Annotated in this window: 11 protein-coding genes; 5 read left to right on the forward strand and 6 right to left on the reverse strand. The window is 73.0% G+C overall.

Annotated features, from left to right (window positions below; all coding sequences use genetic code 11):
* The first annotated feature begins 110 nt into the window (after positions 1 to 110).
* Entirely contained in the window at positions 111 to 1,388 is a 1,278-nt protein-coding gene (locus ACZ52J_RS23045) for a lanthionine synthetase LanC family protein (RefSeq protein ID WP_465621278.1), read from the forward strand.
* Positions 1,389 to 1,413: 25 nt separating this feature from the next.
* Here ACZ52J_RS23045 and ACZ52J_RS23050 read toward each other — a convergent pair whose 3' ends face one another.
* Together ACZ52J_RS23050 and ACZ52J_RS23055 are read right to left on the reverse strand one after the other, a co-directional pair.
* Entirely contained in the window at positions 1,414 to 2,739 is a 1,326-nt protein-coding gene (locus tag ACZ52J_RS23050) for an MFS transporter (protein WP_465621409.1), read from the reverse strand.
* A gap of 188 nt (positions 2,740 to 2,927) precedes the next feature.
* A complete protein-coding gene (locus ACZ52J_RS23055; RefSeq protein WP_465621280.1) occupies positions 2,928 to 3,731 on the reverse strand; it encodes a glycerophosphodiester phosphodiesterase in 804 nt (267 codons plus the stop codon).
* Positions 3,732 to 4,235: 504 nt separating this feature from the next.
* On the opposite strand from ACZ52J_RS23055, the gene ACZ52J_RS23060 reads away from it, so the two are divergent.
* The 3 genes from ACZ52J_RS23060 to ACZ52J_RS23070 all read left to right on the forward strand — a co-directional run bounded on the left by ACZ52J_RS23060 (position 4,236) and on the right by ACZ52J_RS23070 (position 8,987).
* Positions 4,236 to 6,293, forward strand: coding sequence for a PEP/pyruvate-binding domain-containing protein (locus ACZ52J_RS23060; RefSeq protein WP_465621281.1), 2,058 nt, complete (start codon positions 4,236 to 4,238; stop codon positions 6,291 to 6,293).
* Positions 6,294 to 6,471: 178 nt separating this feature from the next.
* Positions 6,472 to 7,827 (forward strand): ATP-grasp domain-containing protein, encoded by a 1,356-nt coding sequence (locus ACZ52J_RS23065; RefSeq protein ID WP_465621283.1) that lies wholly within the window; start codon positions 6,472 to 6,474, stop codon positions 7,825 to 7,827.
* A gap of 29 nt (positions 7,828 to 7,856) precedes the next feature.
* Positions 7,857 to 8,987, forward strand: coding sequence for a nucleotide disphospho-sugar-binding domain-containing protein (locus ACZ52J_RS23070; protein WP_465621285.1), 1,131 nt, complete (start codon positions 7,857 to 7,859; stop codon positions 8,985 to 8,987).
* 154 nt (positions 8,988 to 9,141) lie between these two features.
* On the opposite strand, the gene ACZ52J_RS23075 is transcribed toward ACZ52J_RS23070, so the two are convergent.
* From ACZ52J_RS23075 to ACZ52J_RS23090, 4 genes are all read right to left on the reverse strand, one after another.
* On the reverse strand, positions 9,142 to 9,495 hold the full coding sequence (locus ACZ52J_RS23075) for a hypothetical protein (protein ID WP_465621286.1): 354 nt from the start codon (positions 9,493 to 9,495) through the stop codon (positions 9,142 to 9,144).
* A 63-nt stretch (positions 9,496 to 9,558) separates the two neighbouring features.
* Positions 9,559 to 10,128 (reverse strand): hypothetical protein, encoded by a 570-nt coding sequence (locus tag ACZ52J_RS23080; protein WP_360498890.1) that lies wholly within the window; start codon positions 10,126 to 10,128, stop codon positions 9,559 to 9,561.
* 68 nt (positions 10,129 to 10,196) lie between these two features.
* A complete protein-coding gene (locus tag ACZ52J_RS23085) occupies positions 10,197 to 10,922 on the reverse strand; it encodes a DUF2625 family protein (RefSeq protein WP_465621288.1) in 726 nt (241 codons plus the stop codon).
* A gap of 125 nt (positions 10,923 to 11,047) precedes the next feature.
* The gene (locus ACZ52J_RS23090) at positions 11,048 to 11,326 is read right to left on the reverse strand and encodes a hypothetical protein (RefSeq protein WP_465621290.1); all 279 of its coding nucleotides are present in this window, start codon (positions 11,324 to 11,326) and stop codon (positions 11,048 to 11,050) included.
* On the opposite strand from ACZ52J_RS23090, the gene ACZ52J_RS23095 reads away from it, so the two are divergent.
* Entirely contained in the window at positions 11,316 to 12,521 is a 1,206-nt protein-coding gene (locus ACZ52J_RS23095; protein ID WP_465621292.1) for an FAD-dependent monooxygenase, read from the forward strand. The genes ACZ52J_RS23090 and ACZ52J_RS23095 overlap by 11 nt on opposite strands.
* Positions 12,522 to 12,580: the final 59 nt, after the last annotated feature.

The raw sequence follows: 12,580 nt of genomic DNA on the forward strand, positions 1-12,580 counted from the left end.
CAGCACCCACCACACACCGGGGGGACCGAGCACGGGGACTGAACGCAGGACCGAACGCAGGGACCGAACACAGGGGACTGAACACAGGAGGACCGAGCACAGGGGGACCGATGACCGGCGACGGCTGCGACACCCCCTGGCCCGTCCTGCTCGACGGCCCCACGGCGGACACGGCCCGGCAACTGGTCGACACCATCGCCGGCCGACCGCGCGCGACACCCCGGGCGGTCCGGCCCGACCTCGCGGCCGGCGGCGCGGGCCTCGCCCTCGCCTACCACCAGCTCGACCTCTGCCGCCCCGGCGAAGGCTGGCACGCGATGGCCGCCGGCCACCTGGAGGCGGCGGTCCGGGGCGCGGAACGGATGCGTGGACGGGCCCCGGGACTGCTCGGCGGCCTCGGCGGACTCGCCTTCGCGGCGGGTCGGCTCGGGTACCCGGACCTGTTCGGACCCGAGCGGTCGGGTGGTCCGGACACGCTCGGCGTGGACTGGCGCACCGTCGACCGGTACACCGTTGACCTGCGCACCGTCGACCTGCACACCCTTGACCGTCGTCGCGCACTCGACCTGGGCTCCGGCCTGACCGGACTCGGCGCCGTCCTCCTCGACCACCCGGAAGACCCGGCCGCCGTCGCCCGGCTGGAGACGGTCCTGACCGCGCTCGGCCGTCAGGTGGCGGCGTTCCCGGGCGAGTCACCGGGGATGGCGCACGGTCCGGCCGGTCCGCTGGCCCTGCTCGCGCTGGCGCTGTCGGCGGGCGTCGAGGTGCCGGGGCAGGTCGCGGCGGTCCACCGGGCGGTGGACCGCCTCCTGGTGCACCGCCGGGACGACGACTGGGGCCCGGACTGGGCCTTGGCCGAAGGCTCGGACCAGGCCACGCACCGGGCCTCGCAGCACGGCTCGGACCAGGCCTCGGACCACGGCTCGGACCAGGCCTGGCACCACGGCTCGGGCTCATCAGGCTCCGACCGGCGGCCTCTGCCCGCCTCCTGGTGCCACGGCGGTCCGGGCATCGCCCGAGCGCTCTGGCTGGCCGGCACCGCCCTCGACGACGCGCCCCTGCGCGACCTCGGCCGCGAGACCCTGCTGGCCGCGCTGCGCCGCCCGCCCGAGCTGCGCCGGATCGACCTGCGGCCGGGGCTCTGTCACGGCCTGGCCGGCCTGCTGCTGATCACCCTCCGCTTCGCCCGGGACACCGCGGACCCGGCCTTCCGGCCGGCGGTCCGCGAGGTGGCGGCCCGCCTGATCGACCTCTCGGCCGACCGGTACGGATCGGGCGGCTCGGCCGCCCCCGGGTTGCTCGACGGTGCCGCGGGCGTACTGCTGGCCCTGCTGGCGGCGTCGACGCCCGTGCCGCCGGGTTGGGACCGGGCCCTGCTGCTCTCCTGACCGACGAGCGGCAGGGCCCCGCCCGTCAGAGCCGCTCGGGCACCGGGTTGCCGACGGCCTCGATGGCGCGGCGGACCGGGACCTTGACGAGCACCGCGAAGCCGATCACGAAGAACACCAGCAGCGAGATGATCGCCGACCGGTAGCTGCCGGTGAGCTGGTACGCGAGGCCGAACACCAGCGGTCCCATCCAGCTGGTGCCGCGGTCGCTGACCTTGTAGACGCTGAAGTACTCGGCCTCCCGCCCGGCCGGGATGAGGTGGGAGAAGAGCGAGCGGGAGAGTGCCTGGCTGCCGCCGAGCACCAGGCCGATCATGCAGGCCAGGGCGTAGAACCAGGCGGGCTGGTGGGCGGGCATGAAGTACCCGAGGGCGAGGGTGACGACCCAGCCGACGAGGGAGCCGAGGATGGTCCGCTTGGCGCCGTACCGCTGGGCGATCCGGCCGAGCAGCAGGGCGCCGCAGATCGCCACGACCTGGACCAGGAGCACGGCGGTGACCAGCGAGGTCTGTTCCATGCCGAGTTCCTCGCTGCCGTAGAGCGAGGCCTGGGAGACGACGGTCTGGATGCCGTCGTTGTAGCAGAGGAAGGCGGCGAGGTAGAGCAGCGTGAGCGGGTGCTTGCGCATGCCCTTGAGGGTGCGGCCGAGTTCGCGCAGACTGCCCGCGGCGGGCTCGTCGGCCTTCTCGGCGGCCCTGGCCGCGGCCCGTTCGGGTGTCACCCCGGCCCGGGAGGGCAGCCGCAGCAGCGGGACGATCGTGAACAGCGCCCACCACAGCCCGGCCGAGGCCAGGCAGATCCGCACGGCGGTGCCGGAGGACAGGCCGAGCGCGTCGTGGCCCTCGAACAGCGCCAGGTTGGCGATCAGCAGCAGCCCGCCGCCCGCGTAGCCGTACGCCCAACCCCTGGAGGAGACCGCGTCGCGCTCGTTCGGGGCGGCGAGGCCGGGGAGGTAGGCGTAGGACAGTGCGACCGACACCGCGTACGCGATGTTGGCGACGACCAGCAGCGCGCCGCCGAGCAGGTAGCGGTCGCCGTCGAGGAAGAACATGCCCATGGTGGTGAGCGCGCCGACGTACGCGAAGCCGCACATCAGCTCCTTGTGCCGCCCGGTGCGGTCCGCGACCGTGCCGGTGAGCAGCATCACCGCGACCGAGAGCAGCACGGAGAAGGAGACCGTGTACGGGAAGTACGAGCCCGCGCGTATCGACAGGCCGAGCGGGTGCACGTCGCCGGACGCGTCGGCGGCGTTCTTGGCCACCGTGGTGAGGTACGGCCCGAGGAACACCGTCAGGACGGTCGCCGAGAAGGCGGCGTTGGCCCAGTCGTTGATGTACCAGCCGAACTGCATCCGCCGCAGGGCCTGTCCGGCGGTGGCGGTGGCGGTGGCGGTGGCGGTGGCGGTGGCGGCGGTGGCGGCCGTGGCGGCGGTGGCGGTTGCCGGGGAATCGGCCTGGCCGGCTGCCGGGGCACCTGCCTGGCCGGTCGCCGGGGCGGTCGGTGGATCGTCCGGCGGGTGCGTCGCGGAGTTCGTGGTGCTCATGGGGTCCCCATCACCGTGCTGGAGCCGGTACTGCCGTCCGTCCAGCAGCCGCGCTCGCCGAGGACGTCCCGCAGGACGTCGATGCGATCGGCCATGATGCCATCCACACCGAGGTCGAGGAGAGCCCTGATCCGTGTGGGATCGTCCACAGTCCAGACGTGGACCTGCAGGCCGAGGCGGTGGGCGGCCCGGACGAAGGCCCGGTCGACCACCCGCACGCCCCGGTGCCGCTCGGGCACCTGCGCGCACACTCCGGCGAACGGCGCCCCGCGCCCCCGCACCAGCGGCCCGGCGAGCGAGCGCAGCCGCAGCCGGGCCACCTCGCGCGGGCCGAGCGAGGTGGCCAGCCGGGGGCCGGCGGCGGCGCGGACGGCGGCCAGCCGGCTGTCGGAGAAGCCGCCGACGCAGACCCGGTCCCAGGCGTCGGTCCGGCGGACCGCCTCGACCAGCGGCGCGATGGCCGGCACCGCCTTGACGTCGATGTTGAAGCGGGCCTCGGGGAACGCACCGAGCAGGTCCTCCAGCAGTGGCACCGGCTCGGTCCCCCCGATCCGGGCCTGCCTGACGCTCTCCCAGGGCAGCTCCGCCACCGCCCCCGTGCGGTCGGTGACCCGGTCGAGCCGGGAGTCGTGGAACGCCACCAGGACGCCGTCCCGGGTGGCGTGCACATCCGTCTCCAGGTAGCGGTACCCGAGCGCGACGGCGGCCTCGAAGGCCGCCAGCGAGTTCTCGGGATGCCCGAGGTCGCCGCCCCGGTGTGCGAAGGCCAGCGGCCCCGGATGGTCGAGGAAGGCGTGCATGTCGTGCTCCGAGCTGCTGGAAGAGGAGGCCGCGCCGCCCGCTCCACCGCCGTCCCGGGCCGCGCGCGTTACAGTATTACGCACCCTGTCAAGCAGTAATGCCCGCCCGCTCCTGCCCGCCTCGGAGCGGCGCTCGAGGCGCTTTACGGACAGTTCGCGGCCTGACCGATCCCTTGCGGGCCCGCCAATATGGTGCTGGACATGACAGGGTGTCGGATGGGGCCGCCTTCGACGCCGGAGGTCGTGCAGGAATCAACATTTCGGGCGTATTTCAAGCCCTTCGATCGGCCGGATGTCTTTATCTTGTGACCCCTGCCACAGTTCGACGTGCAGTCATGCTTTCCGCGGCGAAGTGTTTGTGGCCGAAACAATGCGCAGTGGCTTGATCTCGCCTGACTATTCGTCAGAAGTTCGGATTTGATGGCAGTGTGTGTTTAGCCGTACCACCTTCTGACCTGGTGCACATCGATCGTGTACACGATGACGAATGGCTGAACTGTGCGCATGACCCGTTCGGATCGCAACGAAGCGACCACGCGGACCCGCCTCGCTGGCGAAAAGCTCACCATCCAGGAGTTCTCCCAGCTCGCCGGCAACGTCGGCGGCTACCCCTATGTGAAGATCGTTTTCGACCGCACCGACGAGGTGCTCCACTTCATCGACAGCGCGGACGGAACTCTCCACGTCCGCTACATCGCGTGCGAGATACTCGGCATGTCGATCGACGAACTCGCCCGCGTGCTTGATTCGTTCAATGACGATGTCTACCGGAATCCGGGCCGCCGTTTCTATCTCGGCACCCTCGCCCTGCACACCCGCAGCGGAACGCAGGAGAGCAGTACGCAGCAGAGCAGTACGCAGGAGAACAGCCGAGCAGTCGGCCCCTTCCTGTCCCTGGAGACCGTCGACGTCGACACCATGTCCCAGGACATGCTGCGCTTCTTCTACCACCGGGTGCGCGACCACATCGACCCGTCGCTGCCGCTGCTCCTCAAGCCGGCCAACCACCGGCAGGAGGGCTACGTCGCCGGGATCCCGGAGACCGAGATACCGCGCGTCCTGTCCCACGAGCTCTACTCGACGGCCGCGTTCGTGCCGCTGAACACCGGGGAGGCCCACGGGCGGCTGCGGGTGTTCCGCTCGGAGGAGGAGTACCGGGCCGACGCCGAGCCGCTGCGGTGGCACGACATCGTGGTGATGCCCCGGGTCCCGGAGGACGTCCCCCGGGTGTCCGGCATCATCCACACCGAGCACACCACCCCGCTCTCCCACATCAACGTGATGGCCACCGGGTGGCGGATCCCCAATTCGGTCGGCATCGGAGCCGCCGACCGGATCGAACGGGCCGGGCTCGCCGGTGAATGGGTCCGCTACCGGGTCGACGCCGACGGCACCGACCTCCACCTCGAACCCGCGCCACCGCGCCCCGACGGCGACCGGCCGACGCCGGCGCCGCAGGCCGAACGCGTCACCGTGGACCGGCCCGACCTCACGCCCACCCCCATCACCCCGCTGACCGAACTGCGCGCGGGCGACCACGTCCGGTTCGGCACCAAGGCCGCCAACCTCGGCGAACTCACCCACCTGCTCCAGCACGGCTCACCGCGCTGGCTCGGCTTCTACCGCGTGCCGCGCCCGCCCCGGGACAACCTGCTGCGCTACCTCGCCCGGCAACTCGGCCTCCCGGAGGACGCGGACGACACCGAACTGACCGAGTCGGCGCTACGCCTGGTCAAGGAGCACGCCCAGGTGCCGCGCGGCATCGTGCTGCCGTTCTCCCTCCAGCAGCGCTTCCTCGACTCCTCGACGGAGCTCCGGAACGCCCTCGACCGGCTCGACTCCGCGCTCCGGCACGGTACTTCGGCGGCCGACGAGCTGTGCCTCGAGGCGCAGCGGCTGATCCGCACCACCCCGCTGCCCGACCCGATCCGCACCGAGATCGACCGGGCGCTCGACCGGCACCTGTACGGCGCATCCGAGCTCGTCGTCCGCAGTTCCTCCAACGCCGAGGACCTGTCCGGCTTCTCCGCCGCCGGACTCTACGAGTCGGTCGCGCACGTCAGCGGCACGGACGCGGTCCTCGACGCGGTCCGGGAGGTGTGGGCCTCGCTGGTGTCGCCGCGCGCCGTACGGCTGCGGCACCAGGCGGGCATCCCGCTGGACCACTGCCGGATGGCGGTGGTCGTCCAGGAGCAGGTCGGCGCCACCGTCGGCGGCGTCCTCGTCACCTGCAACCCGCTGAGCCCGCGGGACTTCCGCAGCGTCTACCTCAACATCTCGCCGCGCTCGGTGACCGAGGTGGTCACCGGCGAGGGCGCCCCGCTCCAGTACCTCTGCAACACCATGGAGGGCGGCAGCCGTACGGTCTCGCTGGGCACCGCCGCCACCGACCTGGACGCCGCGACCAAGGACCTCGTGGGCCGGCTCGCCCTGATCAGCCGGCTGCTGCAGTCGCACTTCTCGCCCGACGAGAGCTACGCCGACCCGGTCGACATCGAGTGGGCGATCGAGGGCGACCAGATCAACCTGCTGCAGCTGCGCCCCTTCCACACCGCCGGCTGACACCGCCGGCTTGACACCGGCCGCGAACGACGCGGCCGCGAACGACGCCGCCGTGTGCGGCGCGGCCGTGCGCGACCACGCGCGACGCCACGGCCGCGCCGCGCGACGGCGCCGGCCGAGCGCGCCCCGGGCCGGACACCGCCCCGGGCCGAGTGAACTTCCCTCAGGAGAAAGCACGTTGAACCGGATCCTGTACGTCTACGTCAAGGGCGGAGCCCCGCTCGAGTACGCCTTCCCGCGCATCGCCGCCTGCGGGGAACTGCACGTCCTCGCGCTGGCGCCGCTGCCCACCACCGCCGAGGAGGTGTGGCGGCCCAGCTGTACCGGCATCGAAACGGTGGCCGAGGCGCCGCGCGGCGACGAACTGGTCGAACTGATCGTGGAGCACGCGAAGGCCATCGGGGCCGACGCGGTGCTCACGCTCTCGGAGTTCGCGGTGCTGGCCGTCGCGCACGCCGCCAGACGGCTCGGCCTGGCCGGCGCGGGCGAGGGGATCGTCCGCGCCCGGGACAAGCGGCTGATGCGGGAGGCGTGGGCCGCCGCCGGGGTGCCGATCCCCGGGTTCCGCCGGGTCGACAGCCTCGCGGACCTGGACGCCGCGCTCGCCGAGTTCACGCCCCCGCTGCTGCTCAAGCCGGCCTGGGGCGCCGGCTCGGTCGCCCAGATCGTGCTGGAGTCGGCCGCGGACGCCGCCCCCGCGTGGGGCGAGATCGAGCGCGGACTCCAGGCCGGCAGCCGAGTCGGCATGAACGAGCTCTACGCCCCGGACACCGACCGGGACCGGCTGGTCGAGGAGATCGCCCAGGGCTCCACCGACGGCTGGTACGAGAAGCCCGGCTACGGCGACTACGTGAGCGTGGAGGGGATCGTCGCGGACGGCGTCTACCGTCCGCTGGCCATCACCGCCAAACTGCCGACCGTCCCCTCCTTCGTCGAGGTGGCCAGCACCTCGCCCTCCGTCATGGCGGTACCGCTGCAGCGCCGGATCGAGGAGCTCTCGCGGCAGGCCGTCGACGCGCTCGGGCTGGAGAACTGCGGCACCCACACCGAGCTCAAGCTGATGAAGGACGGCGAGCTGGTGGTCATCGAGACCGCGGCCCGCTTCGGTGGACTGCTGACGACCCGGCAGGTCCACGAGGTGTTCGGGTTCGACCCGATCGGCATGCTGGTCCGGCAGCTGCTGGGCGAGCGGGTCGACTACCCCGAGGCCATGCCCACCGACGGGATCCGGGCCGCCGCCTCGGTGGCCGTCGTCCCGGCCGACGCGTCCGGAGTGCCCTGGCGCACCCGGCCGGTCTGGAACCCGCAGGCCGTGGACTGGCAGAGCCTGCTGTCCCCGGGCAGCACCATCGAAGCCGTCCCCGCCTTCGCCATGCCGGCCGGACAGCCGGTACCCGCCTTCGACCCCTTCGCGGGGTCGCGCAACTGGCTCGGGGTCTACCTGCTCAGCGCCGTCGACGCCGACACCCTGCAGCGCGACTGCAACGCGGTGCTGAACGGCATGGAAGCCGCCCTGCACCGCGCCGCCGGCTGATCCCGATCGTCACTTACCGAGGTTCTTCGATGCGTGTACTGTTCGCCGGCGCACCCGGCGTCGGCCATCTCTTCCCGCTGGTCCCGCTGGCCCGGGCGATGCGCGAACTCGGCCACGAGGTCGCAGTGGCCTCGATGGACGGCGGCGAGCCGGTCGCCGCGTCCGGGCTGCCGTACCTGCCACTCGCCCCGGGCGTGGACTGGCGCCGGGAGATCCGGGAGGCCGGCCGCACCCGGCGGCCCGACCTGATGCGGCGGGTCGTCGAGACCAACGCGGCCGACCGCGAGGCCTTCGTCCCGCTGGCCGCCCACGTCAACAGCACGGTGGCCGACGCCACCGTCGAACTCGCCGCGCAGTGGCGGCCGGACCTGGTGGTCTACGAGTACCTGTTCCCGGTGGCCCTCCTCGCGGCGACCACCCTGGGCGTGCCCGCCGTCCAACACGACCTGGGCTTCGTCCGCACCCCCAGGCTGCGCGAACTGATGCTCGCGGAGATGACGGACACCTTCACCCGGCACGGAGCCGACCCGCTGCCCCAGCCGGCCGCCACCCTCGACCTCGCCCCGCCGAGCACGGCCGGGGACGAACGGTACGGCTGCACGCTGCGGCCCGTCGCCTACAACGGCGAAGGCACCCTCCCCGAACCCCTGGCCGCACCCGCCCACCGCCCGCGGGTCGCCGTCACGCTCGGCACCGTACCGCCCAAGACCGACGGCCTGACCAGGATCGAGCGGGTGATCGCGGCTGCCGCCGACGTCGACGCCGACTTCGTCCTGGCCACCGGCGAACTCGACCTCGCCGCCCTCGGCACCCTGCCCGACAACGTCCACCCGTACGGCTGGGTGCCCTGGCGGGCCCTGCTCGACACCTGCGCCGCCGCGATCCACCACGGCGGCAGCGGCACCGCACTCGCCGCCCTCGACGCGGGCATCCCGCAACTCGCCCTGCCCGACGGCTCCGACCGCTACATCAACGCCCACGCGGTCCGCGACCGCGGCGCCGGCCTCAGCGCGGGCGCCGAGGAGATCGGCCCGGCCCTGCTGAACCGCCTCCTCACCGACACCGCCCTGGCCGGGACGGCCCGCGAGGTCAGCGCCGAAATCGCGGCGATGCCGAGCCCGGCCGCGGTGGCGCAACGGCTCGCGGGCACCGCGGGCTGAGAGCACCCGGCGGGGTCCTCCCTGCGAGGACCCCGCCACCCGCTACGTCCCGCTCAGCCCGCTGCCTGCACGGGAACTCCGCTTCCTGGGAAGTCGGGTGACGTCCCCTCGGGGCGTCACCCGAGCACGCGCACTCGAGAACGGACAGGGGCCCTCAGGACTGGTCCCAGGCCTCGATCGTCAACAGCCGGTCGGCCGGGCACGCGGCGATCCGCTCCGGATGCGTCTCCACGGTGAGGACCCGGGAGAAGGGCCCGGTACCGGCGCCGGGCACCGTGCCGGCGGTGAGCAGGGGCAGGACGTGTTCGGCGCGGGCGCTGTAGCGGTTCGGGTAGCCGCCGCGCAGCAGCTGCTCGGCCTGGCCCGCGGCCACCAGCTTCTGGACCCAGTCGAGCCCTGCCACCCCGATCTCCCACTTCGCGAGGAGGGCCGCACCGCGCTCCTCACGGGCGGCGTGGTCGTATTCCTGAGGCCCCAGTTCCGTGATGCCGATCCACCAGCCGAGCATGGTCCGTTTCCTCCCCGTCGACGGCACTGCTGCGGAAGCCTACCGGCGCAGCCGCTGGGCTCGTCAGGCGACCAGGTCGGGCAGCCGGGCCTCCCACGGGTGGTGCGGCGCTCCTTCCGGCAGGTCGCGGCCGAGGGTGAGGAGTGCCTCCGGCGGAATTCCGTAGGTCAGGACCCGGTCGGCGTCCCTGGTGTGCTGGACGGCGGCGTCCAGGACGCCGGGGAAGCGCGTCTGGGTGCAGGTGCGCCGTTGGACGGCGGTGACCCAGGCCAGGGCCATGCCGATGCCCGCGTAGGCGCGGGCGCGTCCGTCGGGCCAGGTCGGGTCGAGGGCATGGCCGTGCTCGTCGGCGCACCAGGCGTGGCGGGAGACGGTGCCGTCGTCCTCGATCACGTAGCCCTCGACGTACGCCAGGGCGGGTGATCTACCGGCGATGCGCGACGCGTTGGGGAAGCAGGCGCCGCCGTTGCCTCGGCGGGGCATGCCGGTCGGCCAGGGGGACGGGGTCTGGAGGCGCCCCTGGGCGAGGACCACGGCCTCGGCGGTCAGCGCGCCGCGCGAGGCCCTCGCCCGCAGCGCGCCGACAAGGACCTGCTCGTGGCGGGAGGTTCCGGCGTTCACGGTGGAGGACACGCTGGTCAGTCTTCTCAACACCCATGGGCGGCGCGAGAAGTACTACGCCATCCGATGCCCGGGCCGCCCTACACCTCGCCGAGGAACCCGGGGTCGCACGGTCCCAGTCGGCGCGCGAAGTCGGCCGCCACCCCGAGGACTTCGCGCATCGGAACCGCTCGCCGGGACGTGGCGGACGGGTCCGTCTGCGCCTCCTCCGACCACAGGAACGGGAACACCGCGATCCCCTGGGACAGGGCGAGTTCCTCGGCCTCCGCGCGCCAGCCGGGCCAGCGCAGGGCGTCGTAGAAGGCCTCCGGGTGGCCCGAGAGGAGCCAGGAGACCCACGCGGAGTGGCCCATGTCCAGGGCCTCCCACTCCAGCGTGTCCGGGGCGAAGTAGGTCATCTGCCCCGGCAGCCCCGGGCGGCCCGCGGCGGCCGGATCGTGGCCGTTGAGCGCGAAGACGCCGCCCACGACGTCATGACCGACGACCAGGCCGGCGGCCGGCTGCCAGGCCGGGTCGAACGCGGCGGGGAAGCGGTTGACCCGTCCCAGGCTCGGCAGGCCGCCGTCCGCGGCCGGGCCGCCGCCGAAGACACGCACCCAGCCGTGGTCCAGGAGCAGCCCGCCGGTGTTCAGTACCAGGGCGCCGAGCGTGGAGCGTGCCGTGACCTGCAACTGCAGCAGACAGCGGCGCCCCTCCTCGCGGTCGGCGGGCAGCACCCGGGCGGACACCTGGCCCGCCGCGAGCACCTCCGCCAGCTCCGGCCACGCCGGATCGTCCACTTCGGTCAGTTCGTCGATCGCGCGCATCCGAGGATGATCGCACCGCCGCCGGTCGCCCCGCCGGGCAGGGTCACGGATGGCGGGTTCGCCCCGGCGGCCGACGGTGACCTCGGGCGGGGTGGCGTGTGGGCGGGGTGCCAACTGCCCTCCCTTCAGGGGCTTCCGGCTTCCGCTGACGACGCCCTGTCAGCGCCCCGCCGGTGGCGTGCCGGTGCTGTGAGCGGGCTGTCCGTGTCCTGTGGGTGGCCCGCCACAGGCTGGTTCACGGCAGCATCACCGACCCACGGGAGGTCCACCGTGCCGAACAGCACCGTGTCGAGCGACACCGTGTCGAGCGACACCGTGTCGAGCGACACCGCTTCGAACAGCACCGTGTCGAGCGACACCGCTTCGAACAGCACCGTGTCGAGCAACAGCGCGTTGAGCAACACCGTGTCGAACAGCAGCGCGCGCCGGGCCTCGGTCCTGGTCTCCGGCGGCGGGATCGCCGGTACCGCCCTCGCCTACTGGCTGGAGCGCTACGGCTTCCGCGTCACCCTCGTCGAGCGCGCCCCGGCGCTGCGCGGCGGCGGCCAGGCGGTGGACATCCGCGGCAACGCCCTGGAGGTCGTCGAGCGGATGGGCCTGCTGAAGGAGGTCCGGGCCCGGACGACCGGTCTGCGCGGGATGTCGGTGGTCGACGGGGACGGGCGCGAGCTGAGCCGTACCACCGAGTGGACGGCCAGTGGCGGCCCGGTCGGCGGCCCCGACGTGGAGATCCTGCGGGACGAACTCGCGGAGCTGATCGCGGGAGCGGCCGGACCGGGCGTCGAGTACCGGTTCGACGACTCGATCGACACCCTCGTGCAGTACGGGGACGGCGTCCAGGTCCGGTTCCGCAGCGGCACCGAGCAGTCCTTCGACCTGGTCGTGGGCGCCGACGGCCTGCACTCGAACACCCGCCGTCTCGTCTTCGGCCCCGAAGCCGACTACCTGCACCCCATCGGCACGTACGTCGCCGGCTGGAGCGTTCCCAACCACCTCGGCCTCGACCGCTGGGAGGTCATCCAGCAGTCCGACACCGGCTGGGACTGCCTGGTGATGACCGTCCGAGACAACACCGAGCTGCGGGTCTTCGCCGGCTTCGCCTCCGACGAACCGCTCGACCGCATGCTGCCGCGCGACCGCGCCGCGCAGCGCCGGGTGGTCGCCGAGCGCTGCGCCCACCTGGGCTGGGAGATGCCGCGATTCCTCCGGGGGATGTGGGAGACGGAGGCCTTCCACTACGACGTCGTCGCCCAGATCCGGATGGACCGCTGGTCCAACGACCGTGTCGCCCTGCTCGGCGACGCAGGCTACTGCTGCTCCCCGTTCACCGGCCAGGGCACCAGCGTGGCCCTGACCGCCGCCTACGTCCTGGCCGGGGAACTGCACACGGCGGACGGCGACCACCGGACCGCCTACCCCGCCTACGAGCGGCGGCTGCGCGACCACGTGGCGGCCAACCAGGCCATCCTCGAACTGACCGCCACCCTCTACGGAGGCGACGGCGCGTCCGCCGTGGGCGGGCCGGGTTTCGACCGGCCCGGGCCGGAGATGGACGCGGCCTTCCGTGCCGCCACGGTCTTCGACCTGCCCGACTACTGAGGGACCATGAGGGGAGGAGGGCCACTGCGTGCGGAGAGGCCACGAACAGGGACGGCCAA

It is taken from the genome of Kitasatospora sp. NPDC034035 (genome assembly GCF_055575755.1).

Bases quoted from the DNA above. Each gene is read 5' to 3' on its own strand.
- ACZ52J_RS23075 (WP_465621286.1), bottom strand. From the start codon at position 9,495: ATGCTCGGCTGGTGGATCGGCATCACGGAACTGGGGCCTCAGGAATAC.
- ACZ52J_RS23085 (WP_465621288.1), bottom strand. From the start codon at position 10,922: ATGCGCGCGATCGACGAACTGACCGAAGTGGACGATCCGGCGTGGCCG.
- ACZ52J_RS23055 (WP_465621280.1), bottom strand. From the start codon at position 3,731: ATGCACGCCTTCCTCGACCATCCGGGGCCGCTGGCCTTCGCACACCGG.
- ACZ52J_RS23045 (WP_465621278.1), top strand. From the start codon at position 111: ATGACCGGCGACGGCTGCGACACCCCCTGGCCCGTCCTGCTCGACGGC.
- ACZ52J_RS23060 (WP_465621281.1), top strand. From the start codon at position 4,236: ATGACCCGTTCGGATCGCAACGAAGCGACCACGCGGACCCGCCTCGCT.
- ACZ52J_RS23050 (WP_465621409.1), bottom strand. From the start codon at position 2,739: ATGCAGTTCGGCTGGTACATCAACGACTGGGCCAACGCCGCCTTCTCG.
- ACZ52J_RS23070 (WP_465621285.1), top strand. From the start codon at position 7,857: ATGCGTGTACTGTTCGCCGGCGCACCCGGCGTCGGCCATCTCTTCCCG.